The sequence below is a fragment of the Methylobacterium aquaticum genome (assembly GCF_016804325.1).
GTDB classification, from domain to species: Bacteria; Pseudomonadota; Alphaproteobacteria; order Rhizobiales; family Beijerinckiaceae; genus Methylobacterium; species Methylobacterium aquaticum_C.
In genome coordinates this window covers 4,114,067-4,137,715 of the sequence record NZ_CP043627.1, presented here as the reverse complement: position 1 = coordinate 4,137,715, position 23,649 = coordinate 4,114,067, and the positions used below count along the sequence as shown (strand labels likewise).

At 70.7% G+C, this 23,649-nt stretch carries 29 protein-coding genes; 11 read left to right on the top strand and 18 right to left on the bottom strand.

Features of this window, described 5'->3' with window-relative positions; genetic code table 11:
• Positions 1-164: 164 nt before the first annotated feature.
• The 3 genes from F1D61_RS18835 to hisS are packed head-to-tail and all read right to left on the bottom strand — an operon-like array spanning position 165 to position 2,444.
• Positions 165-464, bottom strand: coding sequence for a helix-turn-helix domain-containing protein (locus tag F1D61_RS18835; protein WP_203153177.1), 300 nt, complete (start codon positions 462-464; stop codon positions 165-167).
• Between the two features lie 26 nt (positions 465-490).
• On the bottom strand, positions 491-853 hold the full coding sequence (locus tag F1D61_RS18830; RefSeq protein WP_246775407.1) for a type II toxin-antitoxin system RelE/ParE family toxin: 363 nt from the start codon (positions 851-853) through the stop codon (positions 491-493).
• A gap of 55 nt (positions 854-908) precedes the next feature.
• Positions 909-2,444: a histidine--tRNA ligase gene (hisS, locus tag F1D61_RS18825; RefSeq protein ID WP_203153176.1), complete on the bottom strand. Its 1,536-nt coding sequence runs from the start codon at positions 2,442-2,444 to the stop codon at positions 909-911.
• A gap of 186 nt (positions 2,445-2,630) precedes the next feature.
• On the opposite strand from hisS, the gene F1D61_RS18820 reads away from it, so the two are divergent.
• Entirely contained in the window at positions 2,631-2,927 is a 297-nt protein-coding gene (locus F1D61_RS18820; RefSeq protein ID WP_203153175.1) for a DUF4258 domain-containing protein, read from the top strand.
• 11 nt (positions 2,928-2,938) lie between these two features.
• Positions 2,939-3,382 carry a helix-turn-helix domain-containing protein gene (locus F1D61_RS18815; protein ID WP_203153174.1) on the top strand — a complete coding sequence of 148 codons (444 nt, stop codon included), beginning with the start codon at positions 2,939-2,941 and terminating at the stop codon, positions 3,380-3,382.
• Between the two features lie 7 nt (positions 3,383-3,389).
• Here F1D61_RS18815 and F1D61_RS18810 read toward each other — a convergent pair whose 3' ends face one another.
• Together F1D61_RS18810 and F1D61_RS18805 are read right to left on the bottom strand one after the other, a co-directional pair.
• Positions 3,390-4,625: an O-antigen ligase family protein gene (locus tag F1D61_RS18810; RefSeq protein WP_203153173.1), complete on the bottom strand. Its 1,236-nt coding sequence runs from the start codon at positions 4,623-4,625 to the stop codon at positions 3,390-3,392.
• Positions 4,626-5,125: 500 nt separating this feature from the next.
• Positions 5,126-6,160 (bottom strand): bile acid:sodium symporter family protein, encoded by a 1,035-nt coding sequence (locus F1D61_RS18805; RefSeq protein ID WP_203153172.1) that lies wholly within the window; start codon positions 6,158-6,160, stop codon positions 5,126-5,128.
• Between the two features lie 151 nt (positions 6,161-6,311).
• Between F1D61_RS18805 and F1D61_RS18800 the strand changes: the two genes are divergently transcribed.
• Entirely contained in the window at positions 6,312-7,163 is an 852-nt protein-coding gene (locus F1D61_RS18800; RefSeq protein ID WP_203153171.1) for a LysR substrate-binding domain-containing protein, read from the top strand.
• Between the two features lie 39 nt (positions 7,164-7,202).
• Here the strand turns inward: F1D61_RS18800 and F1D61_RS18795 are convergent, their stop codons facing one another.
• Positions 7,203-7,523, bottom strand: coding sequence for a hypothetical protein (locus tag F1D61_RS18795; RefSeq protein WP_432443152.1), 321 nt, complete (start codon positions 7,521-7,523; stop codon positions 7,203-7,205).
• A gap of 265 nt (positions 7,524-7,788) precedes the next feature.
• Here F1D61_RS18795 and F1D61_RS18790 point away from each other — a divergent pair, with 265 nt between their 5' ends.
• The 4 genes from F1D61_RS18790 to F1D61_RS18775 all read left to right on the top strand — a co-directional run bounded on the left by F1D61_RS18790 (position 7,789) and on the right by F1D61_RS18775 (position 10,887).
• Positions 7,789-8,256, top strand: a complete 468-nt coding sequence (locus F1D61_RS18790) for a DUF2948 family protein (protein WP_203153170.1) — start codon at positions 7,789-7,791, stop codon at positions 8,254-8,256.
• 96 nt (positions 8,257-8,352) lie between these two features.
• Positions 8,353-9,642 (top strand): histidinol dehydrogenase, encoded by a 1,290-nt coding sequence (gene hisD / locus F1D61_RS18785; protein ID WP_203159147.1) that lies wholly within the window; start codon positions 8,353-8,355, stop codon positions 9,640-9,642.
• A gap of 215 nt (positions 9,643-9,857) precedes the next feature.
• Complete coding sequence (locus F1D61_RS18780; RefSeq protein ID WP_203153169.1) at positions 9,858-10,346, top strand: UPF0262 family protein; 489 nt, start codon at positions 9,858-9,860, stop codon at positions 10,344-10,346.
• A gap of 118 nt (positions 10,347-10,464) precedes the next feature.
• Positions 10,465-10,887 (top strand): low molecular weight phosphatase family protein, encoded by a 423-nt coding sequence (locus F1D61_RS18775; protein ID WP_203153168.1) that lies wholly within the window; start codon positions 10,465-10,467, stop codon positions 10,885-10,887.
• Positions 10,888-11,095: 208 nt separating this feature from the next.
• Here F1D61_RS18775 and F1D61_RS18770 read toward each other — a convergent pair whose 3' ends face one another.
• From F1D61_RS18770 to F1D61_RS18755, 4 genes are all read right to left on the bottom strand, one after another.
• Complete coding sequence (locus tag F1D61_RS18770; RefSeq protein WP_203153167.1) at positions 11,096-11,416, bottom strand: AzlD family protein; 321 nt, start codon at positions 11,414-11,416, stop codon at positions 11,096-11,098.
• Entirely contained in the window at positions 11,413-12,129 is a 717-nt protein-coding gene (locus F1D61_RS18765; protein ID WP_203153166.1) for an AzlC family ABC transporter permease, read from the bottom strand. The genes F1D61_RS18770 and F1D61_RS18765 overlap by 4 nt, the downstream gene beginning before the upstream one ends.
• A 180-nt stretch (positions 12,130-12,309) precedes the next feature.
• Positions 12,310-13,290, bottom strand: a complete 981-nt coding sequence (locus F1D61_RS18760; RefSeq protein WP_203153165.1) for a PAS domain-containing protein — start codon at positions 13,288-13,290, stop codon at positions 12,310-12,312.
• Positions 13,280-14,023: a Crp/Fnr family transcriptional regulator gene (locus F1D61_RS18755; RefSeq protein ID WP_203153164.1), complete on the bottom strand. Its 744-nt coding sequence runs from the start codon at positions 14,021-14,023 to the stop codon at positions 13,280-13,282. Before F1D61_RS18755 ends, F1D61_RS18760 begins: the two co-directional genes overlap by 11 nt.
• Before the next feature lie 444 nt (positions 14,024-14,467).
• Here F1D61_RS18755 and F1D61_RS18750 point away from each other — a divergent pair, with 444 nt between their 5' ends.
• Both F1D61_RS18750 and F1D61_RS18745 read left to right on the top strand, forming a co-directional pair.
• The gene (locus F1D61_RS18750) at positions 14,468-14,650 is read left to right on the top strand and encodes a hypothetical protein (protein ID WP_203153163.1); all 183 of its coding nucleotides are present in this window, start codon (positions 14,468-14,470) and stop codon (positions 14,648-14,650) included.
• A gap of 6 nt (positions 14,651-14,656) precedes the next feature.
• Positions 14,657-14,932: a hypothetical protein gene (locus F1D61_RS18745; RefSeq protein ID WP_203153162.1), complete on the top strand. Its 276-nt coding sequence runs from the start codon at positions 14,657-14,659 to the stop codon at positions 14,930-14,932.
• A gap of 138 nt (positions 14,933-15,070) precedes the next feature.
• Here the strand turns inward: F1D61_RS18745 and F1D61_RS18740 are convergent, their stop codons facing one another.
• From F1D61_RS18740 to F1D61_RS18725, 4 genes are all read right to left on the bottom strand, one after another.
• Positions 15,071-15,331 (bottom strand): hypothetical protein, encoded by a 261-nt coding sequence (locus F1D61_RS18740; protein WP_203153161.1) that lies wholly within the window; start codon positions 15,329-15,331, stop codon positions 15,071-15,073.
• A 118-nt stretch (positions 15,332-15,449) separates the two neighbouring features.
• Positions 15,450-16,148, bottom strand: a complete 699-nt coding sequence (locus F1D61_RS18735) for a hypothetical protein (protein WP_203153160.1) — start codon at positions 16,146-16,148, stop codon at positions 15,450-15,452.
• Entirely contained in the window at positions 16,145-16,543 is a 399-nt protein-coding gene (locus F1D61_RS18730; RefSeq protein ID WP_203153159.1) for a hypothetical protein, read from the bottom strand. The genes F1D61_RS18735 and F1D61_RS18730 overlap by 4 nt, the downstream gene beginning before the upstream one ends.
• Before the next feature lie 152 nt (positions 16,544-16,695).
• Entirely contained in the window at positions 16,696-16,902 is a 207-nt protein-coding gene (locus F1D61_RS18725; RefSeq protein ID WP_203153158.1) for a hypothetical protein, read from the bottom strand.
• Positions 16,903-17,259: 357 nt separating this feature from the next.
• Here F1D61_RS18725 and F1D61_RS18720 point away from each other — a divergent pair, with 357 nt between their 5' ends.
• Positions 17,260-20,118, top strand: coding sequence for a phosphoenolpyruvate carboxylase (locus tag F1D61_RS18720; RefSeq protein WP_203153157.1), 2,859 nt, complete (start codon positions 17,260-17,262; stop codon positions 20,116-20,118).
• A 134-nt stretch (positions 20,119-20,252) separates the two neighbouring features.
• Here F1D61_RS18720 and F1D61_RS18715 read toward each other — a convergent pair whose 3' ends face one another.
• Positions 20,253-20,561 carry a hypothetical protein gene (locus F1D61_RS18715; RefSeq protein WP_203153156.1) on the bottom strand — a complete coding sequence of 103 codons (309 nt, stop codon included), beginning with the start codon at positions 20,559-20,561 and terminating at the stop codon, positions 20,253-20,255.
• A gap of 224 nt (positions 20,562-20,785) precedes the next feature.
• Complete coding sequence (locus F1D61_RS18710) at positions 20,786-21,097, bottom strand: DUF1778 domain-containing protein (RefSeq protein ID WP_203153155.1); 312 nt, start codon at positions 21,095-21,097, stop codon at positions 20,786-20,788.
• Positions 21,098-21,325: 228 nt separating this feature from the next.
• Between F1D61_RS18710 and F1D61_RS18705 the strand changes: the two genes are divergently transcribed.
• Positions 21,326-22,426, top strand: a complete 1,101-nt coding sequence (locus F1D61_RS18705) for a hypothetical protein (RefSeq protein WP_203153154.1) — start codon at positions 21,326-21,328, stop codon at positions 22,424-22,426.
• Here F1D61_RS18705 and F1D61_RS34325 read toward each other — a convergent pair whose 3' ends face one another.
• Together F1D61_RS34325 and F1D61_RS34320 are read right to left on the bottom strand one after the other, a co-directional pair.
• Positions 22,427-23,065, bottom strand: a complete 639-nt coding sequence (locus F1D61_RS34325) for a thermonuclease family protein (RefSeq protein WP_246775406.1) — start codon at positions 23,063-23,065, stop codon at positions 22,427-22,429.
• Entirely contained in the window at positions 23,062-23,538 is a 477-nt protein-coding gene (locus tag F1D61_RS34320) for a hypothetical protein (protein ID WP_246775405.1), read from the bottom strand. Before F1D61_RS34320 ends, F1D61_RS34325 begins: the two co-directional genes overlap by 4 nt.
• Positions 23,539-23,649 lie beyond the last annotated feature (111 nt).

Sequence of the window (23,649 nt, the reverse complement as noted above, 5' to 3'; positions counted from 1 at the left end):
AAGTGTCGCTTGGGCGGTGGTATCGCCAGAACGAGGAAGTCATACCAATGGCCCAAGATGCTGACGCATCGGCCATTGAGCCATCTCGAATTTTCTATGCCAAGCCAGAGGCTTGACGAAAATTCGAGAACGGAACCAAAGGTCGTTTCCAACGACCGTTGGTATCACTCAGGCTGGCCGAGCATGTCCTCCACCAACCTCGGATTTTTCTCGATCAGCGCCAGCAGCACGCGAGCGGGTCCCTGCGGCTGCCGTCGGTGATGCTCCCATTGCCGAAGCGTCGCGACCGGGACACCGATGCTGGCCGCAAAGGCCGTCTGTGCCTTGCCTGTCTGGCGGCGGATGGAGGCGACGTCGATCGTATCGGGGATATGGACGACCATGCCGGGCGGAGCTTCGCCCCTCGCGTGAGCCTCGGCCTCCTGCAAGGCCGACAGCGTCCTCTCGAAGATGTCTCTGGCCATGCGCTCAACCCCGATGCTGAGGCGGATCAGTGCTGCCGCCGATTCCAATGCGCCCTGATCGAGGCTGTCAGCTTGGCAAGCTGCTGCACCTCGGCGTCGCTGAAGGTGTCCCGGTCGCCCTTGCTCAGAACGGCCAGCAGATAGACAGGCGCATCGGGCCCGACATAGGCCGTCAACACGCGATATCCTCCGCTCTTCCCCTTGCCACGACCGGCGAGTCGGACCTTGCGGATGCCACCGGAGCCGACGATGAGATCGCCGGCCTCCGGATCGGCCGCAAGCATGGCCTTCAGCGCAAGCCGGCTTGTCCGCGTCATGCGCTCGGCCTCGGCGTCCCTGATGAACGCCGAGGTCTCGGCGACCGTGTGCAACGGGGAACCGACGCTCATCTCTGAGCCTGTCAGATAACTATGTCAATGACGCAGCCCGGGGAGCGGACCTGCCTCACCCCCCGTAATGCCGCGCCAGCACCTCGCGCACCCGCGCCACCATCTCGTCCACCGGCACAGAGAACTGGGCCGGGCGGGCGGCCTTCCACTCGGCGTTGCTGGCGATGGCATCCGCCGCCTTGGCGCCCTCGATCAGGTCCTTGATCTGGACCTCCCCCTTCGCCCGCTCGTCGCTGCCCTGGATGACGACGCAGGGCGAGCCGCGGCGGTCGGCATACTTCATCTGGGCCTTCATGCCCGACGAGCCGAGATAGAGTTCCGAGCGGATGCCGGCCTGGCGCAGGGCGGCGACGAGGGCCTGGTAGGCGGCGGTCTCCTCGCGGTCGAGCACCAGCACCACCACCGGGCCGGGCGCGGCGTGACCCGACACGATCGGGCTGCGCACCACCTGGAGGGCCGAGAACAGGCGCGAGACGCCGACCGAGAAGCCGGTCGCCGGGACCGGCTCGGAGCGGAAGCGGCCGACGAGGCCGTCATAGCGCCCGCCGCCGGCCACCGAGCCGAAGCGCACGGTCTGGCCGTCCTCGTTGACGACCGGGAAGGTCAGCTCGGCCTCGAAGACCGGGCCGGTATAGTATTCGAGGCCGCGCACGACCGAGGGGTCGGCCCGCACCCGGTCGTGGCCGTAGCCCGCCGCCTCGCACAGCTTCATGATCGCGTGCAGTTCGGCGATGCCCTGGCGCCCGGTCTCGGAGGAACCGACCACCTCGCCCCAGCCGCCGAAGAAGTTTTCCCAGAAGGCGAGGCGGTCGCCGCCCTCGGTGGGAGCGGCCTGGAACGAGACGTAGCGCAGGATGCGCTCGATCGCGTCGTCCGAGAGGCCGGCGCCCTTGGTGAAGTCGCCGCTCTCGTCCTTGCGGCCGGGGCCGAGGAGCAGGCGCACGCCATCCGCGCCGAGGCGATCGAGCTTGTCGATCGCCCGCAGCACCGTGAGGCGCCGCCCGGCCTGGTCGTCGCCGCCAAGCCCGATGGCCTCCATCACGCCGTCGAGGACCTTGCGGTTGTTGACCTTCACCACGTAGTCACCGCGGCCGATGCCGACCCGCTCCAGGGTGTCGGCGGCCATCATGCAGATCTCGGCATCCGCCGCGACGGTGGGGGCGCCGACGATGTCGGCATCGAACTGCATGAACTGGCGGAAGCGGCCCGGGCCCGGCTTCTCGTTGCGGAAGACGTAGCCGGCGCGGTAGCTGCGATAGGGCTTCGGGAGAGCGTCGAAATGCTCGGCGACGTAGCGGGCGAGCGGCGCCGTCAGGTCGTAGCGCAGGGACAGCCAGGATTCGTCGTCGTCCTGGAACGAGAACACGCCCTCGTTCGGCCGGTCGAGGTCGGGCAGGAACTTGCCCAAAGCCTCGGTATATTCGATGAACGGGGTCTCGACCGCCTCGAAGCCGTAGAGCTCGAAGCTCTCGCGGATCTTTTCGAGCATCCGGTGGGTGGCGGCGATCTCGGCCGGCCCGCGGTCGACGAGGCCGCGCGGCAGGCGGGGCTTGAGGGTGGCGGCCTTCTCGGCCTTCGCGGGCTTGGACATCGGGTCTCGCAGGGAGCAATCTGTCGGCGCAGCCTCTCGACCCGTCACGACGACGGGGGAGGCTACACGGCGTTCGTGGGCTATGGCCCACATAGGCCCATATTCATCCGGGCTCCAGTCCCGAGACGCCGGCCCTCCGCTGTCTCGCGCCTTGCGGCGATCGGATACCTATCATATTGATAGGTCATGGACGATACAGCGCCGCGCACTGCCCCGGCCGCCCGAGCGCTGATCCGCGAGATCGCGCAGGACAGCGCCCGCGTCTTCGTTCTGCCGCATGGCCGCAAGCGCGGCCGGCAACGGGCGATCTCGTTCAAGCAGATCGTGGATTGCCTGCTGAAGGGCTCGGTCTCGGAAGGCCCGTACCAAGTTGCAAACGGGGCTTGGCGCTGCAACGTCTCGCGGCATGCCGCAGGCGAGGAGATGACCTGCGTGGTGGAGTTCGACCTGCCGCGCCGGCTTCTGATCGTCACCGTGTTCTGAAGGAGTGTGCGATGGCCTACCACTACGTCGAGAGCGGCCTGGACAACGTGCATCTGGAGAACGGTTTTCACCTGCTGGAGACGAGCCACGGCACCGCCGTGTCGATCGAGGACGTTCACGGCCTGCACGCCGCCATCGGCCGCTGCCTGATCGACGCGGCCGCGCCGCTGACGGGGGCCGAACTGCGCTTCCTGCGCATCGAGATGGAGCTGAGCCAGCGGGCGCTCGCCGGGCTCCTCGGCACCACGGAGCAGACCCTGCGCCGCTACGAGAAGGCTCGCGGGCAGGCCGTGCCGGGCCCGGTCGATCACCTGCTGCGGGCTCTCTACGCCGACTTTGTCGGCGGCGACGGCTCGGTGCGCCGCATGGTCGAGCGGCTCGCAAGCCTGGAGCCGCAGCCGCGGGCGGACCTGCGGCTGCGCGAGACCGATCGGGGCTGGGCCCTCGCGGCTTGAGACGCCCTCACGCCTCGCCGCCGGCGAGCCACCGCACCCGGGCCGCCTCGAGGCCCCAGACGATGCCGAGCATCATGTAGACGTGGCGCCACTTCTCGATGTCGATCTGCACCGCCTGGAGAAAGAACATCAGCAGCGCCGGAAACGCGATCTGGGCGTGGCGCCGGTAGGGCGTATCCTGGCTCATCAGCCGGAAACCCACCCGGCTCGTCATCAGCACCAGGAACACGAAGGCGACCCCGCCGACCCAGCCGCCGTTGGAGAAGGCGCCGATATAGGAATTGTGCGGCTCGAGGTTGAAGGTGCGGCGCCAGCGCAGGGGCCCCATGCCGAGGGGGTCCTCGATCAGCATGCCGATGCCGCGCAGCTGGTTGCCGAAGCGGCCGGTCTCGCCCTCGTCGTAATCCTGGGTGACCGCGGCGCGCTTGGCGAAGGTCTCGCCGACGCTGCCGACGGAGAGCAGGCCCACGAGCGCCACCGCCCCGAACCCCGCCGTGAGGGCGGCGAGCAGCACGATGCGGCGGCGCAGGGCGCGGGCGCTGGTGCGGTAGAGCATCAGGACCATCAGCCCGCTCACCACCAGGGTGCCGCCCCAGGAGCCGCGGGAGAACGACAGGAACACGCCGGCGAGCAGGATGAAGAGGCCCAAGGCCGACAGGAGCGGGCGCCGGGCGCGGCCGGTGAGCAGGTTGTGCATCAGGTAGAGTGCGCCGAGCGACAGGAACGAGCCGAACACGTTCGGATCCTGGAACGTGCCCGACGCGCGGCCATACATGCTGAACAGCTTCTCGTTGCCGATCAGCTCGAGATAGCCGCCGATGCCGAGGCTTGCGCAGAACAGCGCGCTGGCGGTGTAGACCTTGAGGGCGGCCTCGACCCGACGATCGCTGTCGTCGGAGAAGAACATCGCGAAGAAGATGCCGGTCACGGCGAGGTAGCACAGCTGCACCGTCCAGACCGGCGGCAGATCCTCGTCGAGATAGGGCATCAAGGCGACGACCGTGGCGCCCACGAAGACGAGGAGCACCAGGACGAGGGGCACCGCGCCCCGGTACAGCCGCACGCCCAGCAGGACCCAGAGCACGATCGTCGGGATCGCCACGATGTCGTAGGGCGAGGTGTCCGAGAAGGCGAAGCAGGCGAAGAAGATGAACGCCGCCATCAGGACGTGGCCGAAGCCGCGCAGCAGCGACAGGAACGGCACCGCCGCAAGGTCGCGGCGCGGCAGGACGAACGTGGTCATCGGGCGCCTTTTTCCGGTGATGGCGCCCGGGAGATTAGCGGTGGATGGTGTGTGACGGCTGAAGCGACAGGGTTAATGAAGCACGAGATATCGTGGTAAACGAGGCTCCACCCTCGACCTCATCCTGAGGTGCTGCGAAGCAGCCTCGAAGGAGGGCTCCAGGGATCGCGTGATATCTGGAGCCCTCCTTCGAGGTCAGTCGATCTGCGATCGACTAACACCTCAGGATGAGATGGGAGGGCAGGATATCGCCGTGCTCGCTGTCCGTTTTCGGCGGAACAGTCCGCTCGAACAGATGATCAGCTTGAGGTCGTAAGTCGGAACGACCGCGAGGACATCGAACAGCCCAACAAACGGCACGGCCCCGCCGCGGAACGCGCGACGGGGCCGGATATCCAGGAGAGCCGGTACGCAACTTGGCTCCCCGTGAAATTGGCGCGACGACGTGAATCTTTCGTCAACGCGCCGCGAGCCAGTTCAACGCGCCGCGAGCCTTTCGCTCAACGCGCCGCGAGCTTCGCCGCCGCGGGCGCCACGCCGGCCCGGTCCGGGCCCTCGGCGGCGAGCACGGCCTGCGCGCGGGCGGCGTAGCGGCGGGCCAGCGTCGCGCAGGCCATGAGCTGGACCTGGTGGAAGAGCATCAGGGGCAGCAGGATGCCGCCGACATCCTGGCCGGCGAAGATCACGTTCGCCATCGGCACGCCCGAGGCGAGGCTCTTCTTCGAGCCGCAGAACACGATGGTGATCTCGTCCTCCTTCGAGAAGCCGAGGAGGCGGCTCGCCGCGGTGGTGATGGTCAGCACCAGGGCGAGCAGGACGAGGTCGACGACCAGCATGGTGGCGAGCGCCGGCAGGGGCGTGCGGCTCCACAGGCCCGTCGCCACCGCGTGGCTGAAGGCGATATAGACGATGAGCAGGATCGAGCCGCGATCGACCACCATGGTCAGGGGCTTGTGCCGGGTCAGCCATGGCCCGAGGCGCGGCTGCAGGAGCTGGCCGACCGCGAAGGGCAGGAGCAGCTGGGCCATGATCTTGCCCACCGCCCCCCAGTCGAAGCTGTGGTGGCTGCCCTGCGTGTTCAGCAGCACCGCGACGAGGAGCGGGGTGATGAGCATGCCGAGGATGTTCGAGGCCGAGGCCGAGCAGATCGCCGCCGGCACGTTGCCGCCCGCTACCGACGTGAAGGCGATGGAGGATTGCACCGTGGAGGGCAGGACGCAGAGGAAGAGGACGCCCGCGGCGAGCGCCGGGGTCAGCAGGGCCGGGCTGAGCAGGCCGGCGGCCAGCCCGAGGATCGGGAACAGCGCGAAGGTCGAGGCGAAGACCACGAGGTGCAGGCGCCAATGCACCAGGCCGGCGAGCGCCGTCTGCCGGTCGATGCGCGCGCCGTGCAGGAAGAACAGAAGCGCGATCATGCCGTCGGCGAAGACGCCGAGCCATTCGGCCGCCCGGCCCTGCACCGGCAGGAGGCTGCCGAGGATCAGGGCGCCGACGATCATCAGCGTGAAGGTGTCGGGACGAAAGCGCGAGAGCATGGCGGGCCGGAGGGTCTGGAAGGACGTGTCGAGAAGGGTTCCGATCTTCCTAGCCGGCGGGCGCCCGGATGGGTACGCGGGGTGCGAGGATTACAGTTATCGTGAAATACGATAACCTGCGCGTCGTTCATGCAGGATGCCGAGAGCCGCCATGACCCGCCTGATCGATCCGGTGCTGCTGCGCACCCTGGCGGCGGTGGTGCGCAGCCGCAGCTTCAGCCGGGCGGCCGAGCAGCTCGGGCTGGGCCAGTCGACGGTGAGCCAGCACGTCCAGCGCCTGGAGGCGCAGGTCGGCCACCGGCTGGTGGCGCGCGACACCCATTCGGTGGCCCTGACCCCGGAGGGCGAGACGGTCCTGGGCTTCGCCCGCACGGTGCTCGACGCCCATGAGCGGCTGGAGCGAGCGCTCTCCGGCGGCCCGGTGCGGGGCAAGGTGCGCTTCGGCGCCTCGGAGGATTTCGTGCAGAGCCGGCTGTCGGAGGTCCTGCGCGATTTCCGCGAGGCCCACCCGTCGGTCGACCTCGAACTGAGCGTGGCGCTGACCGGCTTCCTGCACGACGCGCTGGCGCGCGGCGAACTCGACCTCGTGCTCGGCAAGCGCCATGTCGGCGAGACGCAAGGCATGCTGGTGCGGCGCGACCGGCTGGTCTGGGTCGGGCTCCCCACCGCCCTGCCGGAGCGGGGCGAGCCGGTGGCGCTCGCGAGCTTCCCGGCGCCCAGCATCACCCGGGCGGTGGCTCTGGCCGCGCTCACCCAGGAGGGCCGGGCTTTTCGCATCACCTGCACCTGCGCCAGCCTCAGCGGCTTGCGCGCCGCGGCGCTCGCCGGGGTCGGCCTGATGGCGCAGCCCCGCAGCCTGATCCCGGACGGCTTGCAGGAACTGGCGCATCCGGACCTGCCGCGGCTGGCCGATGTCGAGTTCGTCCTGTCCGGGCCCGGGCTCCACCGCGAGCCGAGCCGGGCGCTGGCGCACGAGATCCTGAACGCGGATATCTGGGACTGATCCGGGGCGGAGACCTCGGATCAGTCTGCCAAAAAGACGTCAGTACCCGATGGCGCCGCGCTTGAAGCCGAAGCCCGGAACCTCGCAGCCGCAGGAGCTGTTGAGCGGCGCCGGCCGGGTCGGGCAGTTGCCGCGGGCGGTGACGCAGATCCGGCCGATGCGGCCGCCGCCATACTCGCGGTAGCCCCGGCGCTCGTAATCGTCGCGGCGGTAGCGCGGGCGGTCGTAGTCGTAGCGCTCCTCGTAGCGGCGGCGCGGGCGGTCGTCCTCGTAGCCGCCATAGCCGTATTGCGCGAAGGCGGGCGCGACGCCGAGGCCGAGGGTCAGGGCGGCCAGGGCCGCGGTCATCACGGTTCTCACGGGTGTCTTCTCCGTATCGGCGAATGGCCGGATCGTTTCCAGGGGTCACGCTTAAGCGTCCGGACATGAACGCCGGCTGAGGCGATTCGGTGCCGCAGCGGCAATCGGAACGGTGAAGAATCCTCTCCGCCCGCACGGCCCGGACACAGGTTGTCGGCGGCGGGCGGCGTCGCCACTTAACCCCTGCATCAATCCGACAGCGTGGGCCGTCCGCCGTGCGGGCCGGCCCCAAAGCACAGGGACGCCGACAGTGAAGGACGCGGAGATGGAGCTCCTGAAGCTCGCTGCCCTCGACGCCGACGATCTCGCGGTCATCTCGACCCACCTTCAGGATGCGGTCCTGCGGACCGGAGACCTCGCCTACCTGCCCCGGGAGCGCCGCTTCGCCCTGGTGGCGCGGCGCTTCGACTGGGAATGCCCGGACGGCGTCCCGCCCCGGCGGCGGCTGACCGGCCTGCATTTCGAGCGGGTGCTCTCCGTCCGCTGCCGCGACATCCCGCGCGACGAGCCCGACAGCCCGCTCGAGCTGCTGGCCATGACCTTCGAACCCGGCGAGGCGCCGTCCGGCATCGCCACCCTGGTCTTCTCCGGCGGGGCTGCGATCCGGCTCGAACTCGAATGCATCGAGGCGGCGATGCGGGATCTCGGCCCGGTCTGGCAGGCCGAGAGCAAGCCGGCCCATGCCTCCCTGGACCTGCCTCTCGGCAAGAACTTGCCCCTCGACGCGGCCTGAATTTTTTGGCAGTCGGCGGGCCTTGGCGGGATCGCCCAGGTGATCCTCGCCCCTCCGTCGGGTTCCTCGCCCGCCGACCACGAGACCGGATACCGCATGCAGCGCCTCGATTCCCGCGATCCCGATTTCGAGTCGCACTTCGCCCGCCTGCTCTCGGTCAAGCGCGAGGTGGCGGAGGATGTCGACAACGCGGTGCGCGACATCATCCGCGACGTGGTCGAAAACGGCGACGCCGCGCTGATCGACTACACGACGCGCTTCGACCGGCTCGCCCTGACGCCTGACACGATCCGGGTCTCGGCGGAGGAGATCGACGCCGCGACCGCCGCCTGCTCGAAGGAGGCCCTCGACGCCCTGGCTCTCGCCAAGGATCGGATCGAGACCTACCACCGTGCCCAGGTGCCGGCCGACCACCGCGAGACCGACGCGCTCGGCGTGACGCTGGGCTGGCGCTGGACCGCGCTCGAATCGGTCGGCCTCTACGTGCCGGGCGGCACCGCGAGCTATCCCTCCTCGGTGCTGATGAACGCGGTGCCGGCCAAGGTCGCGGGCGTGCCGCGCCTCGCCATGGTGGTGCCGACGCCGGACGGGGTCACCAACCCGCTGGTGCTGGCCGCGGCCAGGCTCGCCGGGGTCGACGAGGTGTTCCGGGTCGGCGGCGCGCAAGCCGTGGCGGCGCTCGCCTACGGCACGGCCACCATCCGGCCGGTCGCCAAGATCGTCGGGCCGGGCAACGCCTACGTGGCGGCGGCCAAGCGCCGGGTCTTCGGCCAGGTCGGCATCGACATGATCGCCGGTCCCTCCGAGGTGCTGATCCTCGCCGATGCCAGCGCCAACCCGGACTGGGTCGCGGCCGACCTGCTGGCCCAGGCCGAGCACGACACCGCCGCCCAGGCCATCCTGGTCACCGACAGCGACGCGCTGGCGGACGCCGTGGCGGCGGCGGTCGAGGGACAGCTGAAGACCCTGCCGCGGCGTGAGATCGCCACCGCGAGCTGGCGCGTCTACGGCGCGATCGTGCGGGTGGAGCGCCTCGCCGACGCGATCCCGCTGGTCGACCGCCTGGCGCCGGAGCATCTCGAGATCGAATCGTCCGATGCCGAGGATCTGGCGGCGCGGGTGCGCAATGCCGGGGCGATCTTCCTCGGCGCCCACACGCCGGAGGCGATCGGCGATTATGTCGGCGGCCCCAACCACGTCCTGCCGACCGCCCGCTCGGCCCGGTTCTCCTCCGGCCTTGGCGTGCTCGACTTCATGAAGCGGACCTCGCTCCTGTCCTGCACCCCCGAGGCCCTGCGGGCGCTGGGTCCTGCCGCAGTGGCGCTCGGCCGCTCGGAGGGGCTGGAGGGCCATGCCCGCTCGGTGGCGATCCGCCTGAACCTTTAACCGATCGGGGTCATCCTGCCCCCCGCATCATTCTGCCGGCCGTAAACGGCCGGTGCCGGAGCGGTCACCGGTTCGGCGGTGAAAACGATGCACGAACAAGAACCTACGCGGCGTCGCAGCGCGCGACTCTGCTTAGGTCCGGCTTGCGCGGGCCCCCGCGCTCGCATCTGTTGCACGCCCTGACAAAAACCCCGCGAGATGGGGGAGGAGATCCGATGGCGAGCGAGACTCCCGATCCGCGACAGCGCCTGGCGGCGGTGACGCTCGACGAGGATTCGATCGGGCGCGGCAACCCCGACCAGGAGCACGAGCGCGCCATCGCGATCTACGACATCCTGGAATCGAACAGTTTCTGCGTCGCCAACCACGACGGCGGCCCCTACGCGCTGGCTCTGGGCCTCGTCGAGAACAAGCTCTCCTTCGCGATCGCGACCGCCGAGGGCCAGCCGGTGATGACCCATCTCCTGTCGCTGACGCCGTTCCGCGGCGTGATCCGCGACTACGAGATGATCTGCGACAGCTACTTCAAGGCGATCCGCACCGCCTCGCCGAGCCAGATCGAGGCGATCGACATGGGTCGGCGCGGGGTCCACAACGAGGCGTCCGAGCTGCTGCGCCAGCGCCTGGAGGGCAAGGTGGAGATCGACCACGACACCGCCCGCCGGCTGTTCACCCTGATCTTCGCCCTGCACTGGAAGGGCTGACCCGGTGTCCGGAAGTCCCCTTCCGGACAGCGCCGCCCCGGCCGGGGCCGAGTCATCCCAGTCGGGACCCGTCCAACCGGATCCCGCGAAGCCGAATCCGGGAAAACCGGGCCGGCGGGTGCAGTCGGTGCTGTTCGTCTGCAACTTCAACGCCGTGCGCTCGGCCTGCGCCGAGGCGCTGGCGCGGCACTATTTCGGCAAGTCGGTCTACGTGCAGTCCGCCGGCGTGCGCAGCGGCGAGCCGACCGACCCGTTCATGATCTCCGCCCTCGACGAGATCGGCATCGACGCCTCGCGCCACCGCCCCCGCACCCTGGAGGAGCTGGAGGAGTGGGAGGGCCTGAACTTCGACCTGATCATCTCGCTCTCGCCGGAGGCCCACCACGCCGCCCTCGAGCTGACCCGGACGGTCGCGGCCGATGTCGAGTACTGGCCGACCCCGGACCCGACCGTGTCGCAGGGCTCGCGGGAACAGCGCCTCGATGCCTATCGCGACGTGCGGGACGGGCTGGGGTTTCGCATCCGGCAGCGGTTGCGGTGAGGGTGTGGGCGCCCGTCAAGATATTACTATCATTCTATTTTTCCCATCCCCGACCTCATCCTGAGGTGTCAGTTCATCGCAGATGAACTGACTTCGAAGGAGGGCTCCAAGGATCGCGGAGGTTTCCGGAGCCCTCCTTCGAGGCTCCTTTCAGTCGCACCTCAGGATGAGGTCGCGGGTGGGACGACGTGATCGCCATCATGCGGCCCTACAACCCCGCCAGCCGCCCCAACGCCACCACCCCCATCCCGGCCAGCACCGCCGCCAGCTCGAACCGGGTCAGCGCCATCACCCCGGCCGCCGTGACGAGGCCGAGGAGCCCCGGCAGGCCGGCGGAGAGGCCAGTCGGCACGGCGGTCGCGACCACGATCGAGCCCGGCAGGGCGCGCAACCCCCGCTCGACCCGCGGGGTGAGCCGCACCCGGCTCATCAGCACCACGCCGGAGGCGCGGCAGAGATAGGTGACGAGGGCGAGCGCCAGGATGGCGATCCAGGGCCCGGCGGGGCTGGCGAGAAGGGTATCGATCATCGCGCCGCCCCGTCATCGACGAGGAGGCCGGTGACGAGGCCGGCCACCGCGCCCGCCGCGATGAAGGCGTAGCCCGGCACCAGCCGCTGCACCACGAGCGCGACGAGGCCCGAGGCGAGCCAGGGCAGGGCCGGCCGCACCCCGCGCCAGAGCGGCGCCAGCATGGCGGCGAAGAAGATCGGCAGGATCATGTCGAGGGCATAGGCCCGGGGCTGGGTCACCAGGGCGCCGGCGAAGTGGCCGGCCGCCGTCGAGGCGACCCAGAGCGGCCACAGGCCGATGCCGGCGCCGAACAGCACGCCGAGGTCGCGGCCGCCCTCGGAGCGGTGGCGCACGCCGATGAGCCAGCTCGCATCGACGAGGACGAACAGCGTCATCGCCGTGCGCCAGAGCGGCGTGCCGCGCATCCAGGGCTGGATCGTCGCCCCCATCAGGATCATGCGGGCGTTGATGAGCCCGGTCACCGTCATGGCGGCGAGGAGCGCGCTGACCGTCCAGGGCTGGCCCCAGACCTCCAGCGTGACCATCTGGGCCGAGCCGGCATAGACCAGCGCGCTGGCGCCGACCGCCTCGCCCAGGCTCACGCCGCGCTGGGCCGCCGCCGCCCCGAAGGCGGCACCGAACACCGCGATGCTGGGCCAGAGCGGCAGGCTGAGCCGGATGCCCGTGAGGATGCCGGCCCGGGTGAACGGCGCGGCGGGGACGTGCGACATGAGAGCAGGAAACCGGGAGCGGGAGGCCCGTTTCCTGTCGCGCAAGCCTCCGGCGGCCGTCAATCCGGTCCGTATGCCTGCCTGGGTTGCGGGATCGGCGCCCGGAATTCGCGGCGTCAAGGTTGACGAACCCTCAAAGAGGCATCGCGGCAGGGCGTTTCCACGTGAAACAGTCCCGCTTCACCGCGGCAGCGGCAGCACGATCACGACCTGGCGCTCGCGGCCGGCCTCGGTCACGGTGGTGACGGCGTGGAGGTCGTAGGCGAGCATCCGCTGCAGCATCTCGGCGCTCATGGTTCTGGCGCCGTCGGCCGGCGCACCGGACCTCGCCCGCGTGCGCCAGGTCAGGACGAGGTCGGCGGGCGTCACGGTCCAGGTCGCGGCGATGCGGTCGTCGCCGTCGAGGACGGCGCCCAGCACCAGTTCGTGCAGGGCAAGGCCGAGTTTCTCCGCCGTCTCGGGCGGCAGCCGCACCGGCGGGCCGGCGAGTTCGGTCGGATCCGGCAGGGCATGGGCGGAGAGCTCGTCGCGGATCAGCACGTCCAGGGCGACCCCGGCCAGGGGCTCGCGCGACACCTCGGCCTGGATGCGGGCCATCGCGGCGAGGCGGTCGCCGATATGGGCCACCACGTCCTCCGCCGTCGCCGCATTGTCCGCGATGCGGCGCACGATCCCGTGAATGACCGCGAGGTTGTTGCGGCCCTGGCGCTGCAGCTCGTGGATCAGGCGATCCTGCCCCCGTCGCATCAGGGTGAGGGCGTGGATGTCGGTCGAGGTGCCGAACCAGGTCGTCGGCCGGCCGTCGTCGCCGCGCCGGGGCGTGGCCTGGGTGGAGAACCAGAGATAGGGATCGCCCGCCTCGGCCGGCCGCCGGCACAGGCGGTGCTCGACGGCGAGGTGGCCCTGACGGGACGCCGCCCGCCAGGCGTCTCGCGTGCGCTCGCGATCCTCCGGATGCACGGCATCGAGCCAGCCGTTGCCGCGGCTGCAACTCGGGGACTGCCCGGTGAAGGCGGCCCATTGCGGGCTCGCCCAGACCCAGTCGCCCAGCGGGTTCGACTGCCAGACGAGGTGCGGGATGGTCTCGACCATCCCGCGGAAGTCGGGGCCCTCCCCTCCCCTGCCCGCATCGGCCTCGAACCGGTCCGTCTCAGGACTCATTGGCGTCGAGGTGCCGCCCTTCGCGGCCCAGATGGAGGTAGTTCGGGTTGAACTGCACAGCCCGCTGCAACGCCTCGAGCCGGTGGATGATGAGTTCGCGGCCGCGCAGGGAAATCAGCCCGATGTTGCGCAATTCCTGCAACGTGCGGTTCACGTGGACCACCGACAGCCCGATCGTATCGGCGATCTCGGCCTGGGTCAGGGGCAGCTCGCAGGCATTGCCCTGGGTGAGCCCGACCGCGCGCAGCCGCACGAAGAGTTCGCAGAGCAGGTGCCCCAGGCGCTCGAACGCGGTGCGCTGGCCGATATTCACGGTCCATTCGCGCTGGATCGCCGCCGCCACCAGGGATTCCCAGGTCAGGGCCTGCGACAGCCGGGCCTGGCCGGCGGTGAGCTGGCGCATGGTCTCGGCGGGGATCTCGGCCAGGGTGACGGCGGTGACGGTGCCAATGGAATGGTCCATCTCCCGCAGGATCGAGACGTTCTGGTCGCACAGGTCGCCGGGCAGCAGGTAGGCGATGATCTGGCGGCGTCCGTCCTCGAGGGTCTTGTACCGGCAGGCCCAGCCGTCGAGGATCAGGCTCACGCCCTGGGGCAGGTCACCCTCGTGGACGATGTCGTCCCGCGACCGGACACGACGCGTGCGCTGGCGCGACGCGTGGTCGAGCGCGAGTTTGTCTTCGGTGGACAAGCTCGTGAAGTGCTCGAGCTTGCGAATGAGAAACTCGGCCAAATCGCCCCGCCATCGCGCCCCAGCATCGACATTGACACATTTTAGGTCACAAATGTCATAACAAAAGTTAATTGTAAGAAAATGATAATATATTTCAATAGATATGACTGGTCTTCATCCGTTCGACACCGCGGATACGACGAAAGAGGTATGGGGGATCGGCCCGCGGGCCGGCGGCCGGACGGCATCGGAATCAGGTCTCCGGATGATGCGGCAAGTCTCCGGACGTTGGGGAAGGTGTTGCGGCGCCACAACATCGGGTTTGGAAGTGGAAGCTCGGCCACAGAGCGGGGATTGTGATCTGCGCCGGGATCGGCAGTTTTGGCGGCGAGGACGGCTCCCGACCACGAGGCTGCGATGACGTCACGGGCGATGCACGATCGACCCGGCGGGCCGGCACCCGCCATCCTAGGCCCGGTCCGGCAGTCCGGGGATGCCGGCCGCATGGCCGCGTTCCTGGCGCCCGGCCTTCAGGCCGCGTTCGACGGCTGCCTGGACGAGGCGCTGCCGGCGGATCTCGCCGACCTCCTGGGACGGCTCGACCGGCCCGGCGCCGCGCGGATGCCGCGCGACCGCGGGGCGGCCAAGCGCTGCCTCCGCACACCCGATTCCTTCCAGAGTTCGTAGAGTCCCATGAGCGAAATCGCCGCCGACACCACCCGCATTGTCGCCTTCCCGCAGGCCGTGGCCGCGGCTCCCGTCGACGAGAACACCGCCTCGATGATCGAGGTGCTGCAGGAGCAGCTGCGCCTCGCCCGCGAAGGCAAGCTGCGCTCCGTCGCGGTGGTCTCGGTCTCCTCCGACGGCGGGGCGATCGGCACGCAATGGTCCTGCACCCACGGCGACATCACCAGCCTGATCGGCAAGCTGACGGTGCTGACCCACGACATGATGGCCGCCCGCAAGTGATCGCTCAAGACTGATCGGTCACGACTGATCGACGCCTGCCGCTGATTCCAGCCCTTACGCGGCGGCGATCCGGCGACGGCTTTTCGGGACGGGAGGATGCCCGTCCCGCCGATCGGAGCCTCAAGTCCCGCGCACGCGTCAGCCGCGGCTGAGCCTGCGGGCATTGGCCCGCACCTTGCGCCGGTAATCCCGCACCACCCGCTCGGCCGTGCCGCCGGCGGCGAGGGTCATCGCGGCCTCGGCCGCGGCCTCCATCTTCTCCGTCACCATGCGCTGGGCCTCGTCCTGCGCCGCCGCGCCGCCGAGGGAGAGCTTGGCCAGCCGCAAGGCGACGACCGTCTGGGCTTCCAGCCCCAGGCGAACGGTGTCGAAGCCGAGGCGCAGCCAGGAATCGTACATCGAAAGACGTCTCCGAGATCGGATCGTGAGGGGAAAGAGCCGCCGCCCGGCGGACGAACGCCGGAACGGCCCAGGGTGTTTCAGGCTCGGGTGTTTCGGGCGAAACCCGCAGGGGGCGTCAGGGAATCGCGCCCTGCGGCAGCATCAGGCCGCCGGGCGTCCGGGCAGGCGCCGCGGCGTTCTCGCGCCGGGGCTTCGCGGCTCTCCTGGGTGCCGGCTTGGGGGCTTCGGCGGCCGGGTCGGCCGCGTCCGCCGGTGCGCCCTCCGCCTCGGGCGAGGCGGCCTTCGCCGCCCTGGCCTTGTCCACCTTCTTCGACCCCCCTTTGCGGGCGGTGGGGGCGGGCTTCGGCTCCGCCGCCTTCGGGGCGTCGCCGCAGGCCTGGAACGCGAGTTCGGCCAGGACCTGGCCGCCGTCGTCGGCCAGGATGCGCAGGGTCCGCGGCAGGCCGTCTGGCGCCCCGGCCCACTGGATCGTCGCGCCGTTCTGCGCCTCCAGGGCCGCCGGCGAGGGGCCGCGGCGCAGGCCCGACAGGTCGGGGCCGTAGGCGGTCGCGAGCTTGTTGCGGATCACCACCTGCAGCACCTGCACGGTCTCGGGCGAGAGCGGCCGCAGCGGGTTGCTCCAGGTCATGCTCCCCTGCCGGGTGACCCAGAGGCGAAACCCCTTGTCTCCCGTGAATTCGGCCGCCTGCGGCGCCGGGCAGACGGGTGCCACCTCCCCTGACGCCGGCTCTCCCGGAGCCGCGCGGGCCGGGACGGCGAGAGGAACAGCCGAGAGGGCGGCCAGAAGGACCGCCGGCACCGCGGCACGCTTCACCGGGATTCTCCGTCGCGCTTGGAATGATCGAACTTGGAATGATCGACCCTGGAACGATCGAACTCGGGATGGTCGCCCCTGCGGTCGCCGGGCTCGGGCAGGCCGGGCTCCGCGGGGTCGTGGTCGATGGTCATGCCGCCCCGCGGCCGGGATCTCGGCGCGTCGGGCGCCTCAAGCCGTTCGGGATAGGCGCGCTGCTGGACCTCCGGATGACGGGCCGCCTCCTCGAGCAGGCCGGCGAGGTCCTGGTCGAAATCGCGGAACAGCTCGTCGCCCCGGTCCTCCAGCTCCTGCTCGTGCGGCAGGCGCAGAGACGTATTGCGGGCGCGCCCCTGCGCGGCGAACAGAAGCACCAGGCCGGCGAATACCAGGGCTGCCGCCGCAGCCAGAATCACGATCATCTCCATCGTGATGCCAGCCTTAGAGCATTTCCGGCGGCCTGTCCGGTCGCATGCGCCGCCCCCGCATGCGATCGAGGTCTGCGTCCCCGTCGCGCGTCGATCCCGCGAGGAGTCTCGCTCGGAGGGAAGTCTCGGGCCGCGCGATCTCAGGCCGCCAGGTAGCCCGCCTCGCGCAGGCCCGCCTCGACCGCGACGAGGAGCGCGCCCTCGGTGAGCGCCGAATCCTCGGCCTCCCCGACCTCCGCCGTCTCGCGGGTCGGCCGTGCCGGAACGCGCTCGCCGATCAGCCCGGCGGGCAGCGCGGTCCCGACGAGGGCGGTGGCCGCGGTCAGGGCGGTTCCGATCGACATCATGGCGCATTCCTTCCGCGTGTCGGCATCTCCGGGCCGGGCAGTATGGAGCAGTAACGCAATCTTAACCATTGCGCCGGCGGCAGGGCTGCGGTTCCGGCCCGCACCGTGTCCCCGCGGCCGCAGGCGGCCCCGTCGATAGCTCGCCAGCCGGGAACACCGGGCGGAGGTGCCGAGCGCACCCTTGCCGGGCTCGTTGTCTTTACGTCATTGTCCTCGCCGAACCGGTGACCGCTGCGGCGAATGATGCTTAGAGCGTGGCCCGGGCCGTGCGGAACGCTCCTTGCGTCACGGCCCCTGGCGCGAGCCCGCGCGCCGCGCGAACCGGACGGTGATCCGGCCACAGGACGAAGCGACCCGATGGACAGGCTCCAAGGTTCCCACATCCAAGGTTCCGATCCGCAAGCCTCCGACCCGCACGACGCCGCGACCCTCGAGGCGGACCTGCTCGGGCTGGTCGAGGAGGCGCGCCACCAGGCGAGCCAGGATCCGTTCCGCAACCCCGTCCTGACCGTGGCCCTGGCGATCAGCCGCCTGTTCGACCGGGAGGAGATCCGCGAGGAGGATCTGGCCGGGCTGTTCGTGCGCCTGCGCGGCCAGGCCCTGGAGGCCCGGGCGGCGCGGCTGCGGGCCTATCTCGGCCTCGGGGCGGAGGCGGATTCGCAAGCGGCGACGCAGGCCGTGGCGGCGGCCGCCCTCGGCGACCCGGAGATGGGCTTCGAGACCGCCCGCGCCCGAGTCGAGCGGACGCGCTTTGCCGCCGTGTTCACCGCCCACCCGACCTTCGGGATGCCGAAGGCCGTGGCGAGGCTCCTGGCCGAGGCCGCCTCCGAGCCCGATCCGGCGGCGCGCCATGCCCCGATCGCGCAAGCCGCCGCGCTCTCGGCCCGGGCCGACCCGGTCATCACCCTCAACGACGAGTTCGACCAGGCCCGGCACGCGGTCCAGCACGGCCGCGCGGCCCTCGACGGGCTGAACGCGGCGCTCCTGCGCGCCGCCCGCGAGCGCTGGCCCGATCGCTGGAGCGAGCTCGTCCCGATGCCGGTGGTGCTGGCCTCCTGGGTCGGCTGCGACACCGACGGGCGCACCGATATCGGCTGGTGGGACACCCTGCGCTACCGGCTCGAATCGAAGCGCACCCAGTTCGACCGGGTGCTGGCCCAGCTCCCTGACGATCCCGCCTCGGAGCCCGCCCGGCGGCTGGCCGAGGAGGCCAAGGCGGCCGTCCTGCGCCAGCTCGCGGTGGCGCCGAAGCTCGGCGAGCAGCCGAGCCTCGAGGCGGTGCATCGCTTCGCGCTGGCCCTCATCATCGAGCGCGACCGGGCCCAGACCGAGGCCGGCCCGCTTCTCGCCCTCCTCGACCGGGCGGTGACGAAGGCCGCCGACGACGAGGCGCGGCTCGCGCTCTGCATCCTGCGGGCGGGCGTCGCCGCGCACGGGCTCCAGAACGGCCTGCCGCATTTCCGGCTCAACGCCAGCCAGGTCCACAACGCGGTGCGCCGCGAGCTCGACCAGGACGGCGACCCGATCGATCCGGCCCAGCGCCGCTCGCACCTCGCCTCGATCAACGCGCTGCTCGATGCCGTCGCGGCGGTGCCGGTGGATTTCGGGGCGCTCGCCGCCGAGCGGGCCTCGGCCGCCCGGCTGATGATGACGATCGCCCAGATCCTCAAGCACGTCGACGGCACCCACCCGGTCCGGTTCCTGATCGCCGAGACCGAGACCGGCTACACGCTCCTCGCCGCGCTCTGGCTCGCCCAGCATTTCGGCATCGGCGACAAGGTCGAGATCACGCCCCTGTTCGAGACGGCCTCGGCGCTGGAACAGGGCGTGCACGTGATCGAGGACGCGCTCCGCTCACCCCACTGGCGGGCCTATCTCAAGCGCACCGGGCGCTTGGTGGTGCAGTTCGGCTACTCGGATTCGGGGCGTTATGTCGGCCAGCTCGCCGCGACGTTCTGGATCGAGCGGCTGCGCTTCCGCATCACCGAGTTGATGGCGGCGCACGACCTCACCGACATCGAGCTCGTGATCTTCGACACCCACGGCGAATCGATCGGCCGGGGCGCCCATCCGACGAGCCTCGCCGACCGCCTGGCCTACCTCGCCCCTGATCACGCCCGGCGGCGCAACCGCGAGGCCGGGATCCGCACCAGCCTCGAATCGAGCTTCCAGGGCAGCGACGGCTACCTGATGTTCGGGACGAAGACCCTGGCCGAGGCGACGGTCGCGCGCATCGGCGAGCACGTCTACAGCCGGCTCCAGCCCGCCCCCGACCCGATCTATGCCGAGGGCGACTTCGCCACCGAGTTCTTCACCGGCGTGCGCCAGGACATGGAGCGGCTGGTCGACGATCCGGGCTATGCGGCTTTGCTCGGCACCTTCGGGCCGAACCTGATCGACCGTACCGGCTCGCGCCCGGTGGCGCGGCAATCCGACGGCGGCGGACCCGTCGCCATCACCCATCCGCGCCAGATGCGGGCGATCCCCAACAACGCGATCCTCCAGCAGCTCGGCTTCCTGGCCAATTCCCTGCACGGGGTCGGGCGGGCGGCGGGTCGCGCGCCCGACCTGTTCGTCGAGATGCGCGAGCGCTCCGAGCGCTTCGCCCGCGCCTTCCGGCTGGTGCAGGAGGCCACCGCCGTCGGCGACCTCGACGTCTTGCGCGCCTATATCGACACCCTCGACCCCTCGGTCTGGCTCGAGCGGGCGCGTCGCGCCACCCGGGACGGACGCCGCGAGGAGATCGTGGCGGTCGCCGCCGCCCTCGACCGGCTCAACCTCGCCCCCCACCTGCGCCGCCTGTTCGGCCGGCTGACGCAGGACCACCTGATGCTGCATTCCGTGGCCCCCGACCTGCCCGGGATGACGCCGCGGCTCGCGCTCCTGCATGCGCTACGCCTGGCGCTGATCCACCGGATCTGGTTCCTGGCGGTGCACATCCCGGGCTTCCGGCCGCAGAACGGCATCACCCGCGAGGCCCTGATCGAGCGCATCCTGCGCCTCGACGTCGAGAGCTGCCTGAAGCTCCTCGACGACATCTTCCCGGTCACGCCGGACCCGACGCTCGGGCTCAATTTCGGCGAGCCGGCGGGGCCCCGCGGCGCCGGCACCTACGAGGCCGAGCACCGCACCCTGTTCGCCCCGATCCGCCGCCTGTTCGTCCTGGTGCGCGAGATCAGCGGCATGATCCAGCACGAGGTGGGGGCGTTCGGGTAACGGAGCGGGACAGGGCGCCTGCCTGATGGCCTTCTACGGTTCTCGAACCCACCGTGTCATTCCGGGCTCCGCTGTCGCGGCCCCGGAATGGCGCGGAGGGTGTCGAGACTGTAGAGAAAGTCGAAACAAGCTCTTCACATCGAGCCGGCGCGGACCGCCTCGATGGCCGTCTCGATCGGCATGAAGAAGGTGCGCGACCCGAGCGGGCTTTCCACGAAATCGCGCGCACGCCAGAAACCGGCCGCCCTGTCGTTCAGTGCGTGGACGATGACGGCCCTGACGCCGATCGTCTCCGAGGCCCCGACGATCCGTTTCATCGCATCCCGGAACAGGTCGTCACCCAGTCCCGCCCCCTTGTACCGCACATGGCGCGCGAGACGCCCGATGATGGCGACCGGGATCTGGTTGGGCAGGCCGCGGACGCGCTTCAGCCTGGACGGCATCGCTCCGCGCTCGATGCTGCCGACGGAGATGCAATAATATCCGACGACATCGCCCCCCTCACAGACGACGTAGGTTCGCGCGGTGCGTCCCTCGCTCGTCCCGGCATGGTCTCTCAACCAGTCGTTTAGAGGCGGCTCACCGCAATCGAAGTCGTCGAATCTGTGAGATGCCGAAAGGCGAGTGGGCGGCGTGATGTTCCGCTTGCTCGCCACCGGAAGAGAGCCTACTTCGCCCATAGCGGCTTCTTCCGCATGAGAGCGACGAGGCGCTCACTCGGCGAGGGAGGATTGTCGAGGGCAGCGTCGAACGCGTCGAAAGCATCCGGGTCAAGGCGGAAAAGCCTTTGATCGAGCAGCACGTCGATCGCGTGCCGGCGCGCGGCTTCGATCATGAACTCGGTGCGGTTCTTGCCAATCGCCTCGGCGGCAGCGTCGATCAGGTCACGGGTTTCCGTCTCGACGCGAAGGTTGATGGTCGTGCCACGGCGCGCAACCTCCCGGCGCGCGACGGAGCGGTCCGGAACGCCGTCGCTCATCGTGATACAGCTTTCGTTGCGCAGGCCACGGCGAGACGCGGCCGTTGGACAGCTTGCCGTGTCACGTCGCATACACACTGTCAATACATTTGAACGAGTCGCAGCAGGGAAGTTCCCCGGAACCGGCAAGTTCCCCGTAGAAATCCTGTCGATCAGGCCAAGTCACCTGCGACGGTCGGCATCTCCTGCCGTAGGATCGGCCGGGACGAATCCGAGAGCCGCGCAGCCATGGGCCCGACCGACAACAGGCTCCGGTGCCTCGACGACCGGCTCGGCGAGGCGGCCCTCGATCCGTCGCGCTGGGGCGCGGTGCTGACGGAGGTCTCGACCCTGATCGGGGGCGACGGCGCGATGCTGCTCCAGAGCCATCGCCGCACCCCCGGCGTGCCCTGTACGCCCGAGGTCGACGCGCTGGTCGCCGACTATTTCGGGCAGGGCTGGCACGTGAAGGACCTGCGGACCCGCGCCGTACCCCGGGTGATGCGCGGCGAGGTCGTGACCGACCACGACATCCTCACCCCCGAGGAGATGGCCCGCGCACCGTTCTACAACGAGCTGCTGCGGCCGCACGGCTACCACTGGTTCGCGGTGGCGGGCTTCCGGGCGGGCCCTGAATACTGGGGGGTGTCGGTGCAGCGCCGGACGCGGAGCGGCCCGTTCGAGGCGGCGCAGGTGCGGCCGCTCGCCGGCCTGATGGGGCGGCTCGGCCAGGCCGCCGCCCTGTCGGAGGCGCTCGGCCGCGCCGCCCTCGACGGCACCCTGCGCGGGCTCGATCAGGTCGCGCAGGCGGCGCTCGCCCTCGACGGGGCCGGGCGGGTGATCGGTGCCAATCCGCGGGCGGAGGCGCTGTTCGATGCCGCGTTCCGGGTCGCCGACGGCGATTTGCGGATTGCCGATCCGCGGGCACGGGAGGAGGTGGCGGCCCTGGTCGCGGCGCTGCGTCCGGGCCGGACGCCGCCCCCGGCCCGATCCTGGTGGCGCGGCGCGACCGTCGTCCCCTGGTGCTGCGCGCCTTGGGCCTGGCAGAGAGCGTCCGCTCGCCGTTCCTGGGCGCCCGCGCGCTCCTGCTCGTCACCGATCTCGAGGCCGAGCGGCGGCCCGATCCGGCCCTGCTCACGCAGATCTTCGGCCTCACCGCGGCGGAGGCGCGGCTCGCGGCGCTCCTCGCCGGCGGGGCCTCCCTGGACGAGGCCGCCGACGGGCTCGGCCTCGCGGTCGAGACCGTGCGCAGCCAGATCAAGGCGGTGTTCGCCAAGACCGGCACCGGCCGCCAGGGTGCGCTGGTGGCGCTCCTGGGCGCGCCGGGCCTCAGATGATCTAGGTTTTTGATCAGGGTTTGGCCCAGATCCCGAGCTTGCCGGCGCGGGCGTGGCGCTCGGCCTCGACGAGGTCCGGCGTCGCCTCGGACGTGACCCGGCCGCCGCCGTTGTAGAGCACCACCTCGGAGAGATCGTGCCCGTCGACGGTGCAGATCCACGCGGTCTTCGCCGGGCTCGGCTGGCAGTTCACCGGCCGGCCGCCGAGATAGCCCGAGAGGTCGCTCGCCTGCGCGCCCCTGGCCGCCTCGACGCCGTAGAGGCGCAAGGTGCGGCCGCCGAGCCGCAGGGTCGCGGTGTCGAGCACCTCGGCGACGCCGGCGACCGGGCCGGCCGCCTCCGGCACCAGGGCTCCCGTCTGGACCGGCTCGCGCTTCGTCTCCGGCGCCTTGTCCCCGGCCGGTGCGGGCTTCGCCTCGGCGGCGCGGTTCTCCACCGGCTTCGTCCCGGCGGGCTTGCCCGCATCCTGTCTGTCGCCCGTCCCCTGGCCGGGCGCCTGGGCGACCGCAGCCTCCCGAACCGGCTCGCCGCCGCCGCGCAACACCGCGTAGCCGATGCCGAGCACCGCGAGTCCTCCGAGGACGGCGTAGACCGGGCGGCGGGTCGATCCCCGGTCGGGCAGGCGCTGCCGCCGGGCGATACCGGGCTTCAAACCCTCGCCGGCCGCGACCGGGGGATCGGGACCGGCGTCGCGGCCGGGGCCTCGGGCTCCCGTGCCGGCCGGCGCAGGCGTGCGGCGATCCCGTCCAGGGCCTCCCGCAGGCGCGAAGGGGGAGCGGGAACCGGCGCCGCGGGACCGGGCTTCACCACGATCCAGTCCCGCGGAGCGTCGCCGGGCGGCGGGGCGGAGACGGCGGCCGGGGCGGCGGGGCTCAGGAACATCGTCGGGTGCTGGCGGCGCAGCTCCTCGACGAGGTCGGCCAGGGTCAGGGGCCGCGTCTCGCCGTCGACCGTGCGGCTGCGCGGATGACCGTCCCGGTCGACGATCTGGTAGCCAGGGGCTGCGTCGAGGCGGCGGGTGGCGGATTCCGCCAGGAGTTCGAGGGTGCGACGGGCGACCGCGACGGGGCGCTGACGGTCGATCTCGGCCCGGATCAGCGCCTGCAACTGCTCACGCGAGGTCATGTCCGCATCGTGTCCCATCGTCCCCCGGCCGCGGGGGCTGCCCGAGCCACCCGCCGCTCGGGCGGGCGCTCACCCGTTTTATCTAGGTCCCGAACGGCGTCCTGTCACAGG

Coding starts and splice junctions, on each gene's coding strand:
- F1D61_RS18835 (WP_203153177.1), bottom strand. CDS start 464: ATGGCCAGAGACATCTTCGAGAGGACGCTGTCGGCCTTGCAGGAGGCC.
- F1D61_RS18830 (WP_246775407.1), bottom strand. CDS start 853: ATGAGCGTCGGTTCCCCGTTGCACACGGTCGCCGAGACCTCGGCGTTC.
- hisS (WP_203153176.1), bottom strand. CDS start 2,444: ATGTCCAAGCCCGCGAAGGCCGAGAAGGCCGCCACCCTCAAGCCCCGC.
- F1D61_RS18820 (WP_203153175.1), top strand. CDS start 2,631: ATGGACGATACAGCGCCGCGCACTGCCCCGGCCGCCCGAGCGCTGATC.
- F1D61_RS18815 (WP_203153174.1), top strand. CDS start 2,939: ATGGCCTACCACTACGTCGAGAGCGGCCTGGACAACGTGCATCTGGAG.
- F1D61_RS18810 (WP_203153173.1), bottom strand. CDS start 4,625: ATGACCACGTTCGTCCTGCCGCGCCGCGACCTTGCGGCGGTGCCGTTC.
- F1D61_RS18805 (WP_203153172.1), bottom strand. CDS start 6,160: ATGCTCTCGCGCTTTCGTCCCGACACCTTCACGCTGATGATCGTCGGC.
- F1D61_RS18800 (WP_203153171.1), top strand. CDS start 6,312: ATGACCCGCCTGATCGATCCGGTGCTGCTGCGCACCCTGGCGGCGGTG.
- F1D61_RS18790 (WP_203153170.1), top strand. CDS start 7,789: ATGGAGCTCCTGAAGCTCGCTGCCCTCGACGCCGACGATCTCGCGGTC.
- hisD (WP_203159147.1), top strand. CDS start 8,353: ATGCAGCGCCTCGATTCCCGCGATCCCGATTTCGAGTCGCACTTCGCC.
- F1D61_RS18780 (WP_203153169.1), top strand. CDS start 9,858: ATGGCGAGCGAGACTCCCGATCCGCGACAGCGCCTGGCGGCGGTGACG.
- F1D61_RS18770 (WP_203153167.1), bottom strand. CDS start 11,416: ATGATCGATACCCTTCTCGCCAGCCCCGCCGGGCCCTGGATCGCCATC.
- F1D61_RS18765 (WP_203153166.1), bottom strand. CDS start 12,129: ATGTCGCACGTCCCCGCCGCGCCGTTCACCCGGGCCGGCATCCTCACG.
- F1D61_RS18760 (WP_203153165.1), bottom strand. CDS start 13,290: ATGAGTCCTGAGACGGACCGGTTCGAGGCCGATGCGGGCAGGGGAGGG.
- F1D61_RS18750 (WP_203153163.1), top strand. CDS start 14,468: ATGGCCGCGTTCCTGGCGCCCGGCCTTCAGGCCGCGTTCGACGGCTGC.
- F1D61_RS18745 (WP_203153162.1), top strand. CDS start 14,657: ATGAGCGAAATCGCCGCCGACACCACCCGCATTGTCGCCTTCCCGCAG.
- F1D61_RS18740 (WP_203153161.1), bottom strand. CDS start 15,331: ATGTACGATTCCTGGCTGCGCCTCGGCTTCGACACCGTTCGCCTGGGG.
- F1D61_RS18725 (WP_203153158.1), bottom strand. CDS start 16,902: ATGATGTCGATCGGAACCGCCCTGACCGCGGCCACCGCCCTCGTCGGG.
- F1D61_RS18720 (WP_203153157.1), top strand. CDS start 17,260: ATGGACAGGCTCCAAGGTTCCCACATCCAAGGTTCCGATCCGCAAGCC.
- F1D61_RS18715 (WP_203153156.1), bottom strand. CDS start 20,561: ATGCCGTCCAGGCTGAAGCGCGTCCGCGGCCTGCCCAACCAGATCCCG.
- F1D61_RS18710 (WP_203153155.1), bottom strand. CDS start 21,097: ATGAGCGACGGCGTTCCGGACCGCTCCGTCGCGCGCCGGGAGGTTGCG.
- F1D61_RS18705 (WP_203153154.1), top strand. CDS start 21,326: ATGGGCCCGACCGACAACAGGCTCCGGTGCCTCGACGACCGGCTCGGC.
- F1D61_RS34320 (WP_246775405.1), bottom strand. CDS start 23,538: ATGACCTCGCGTGAGCAGTTGCAGGCGCTGATCCGGGCCGAGATCGAC.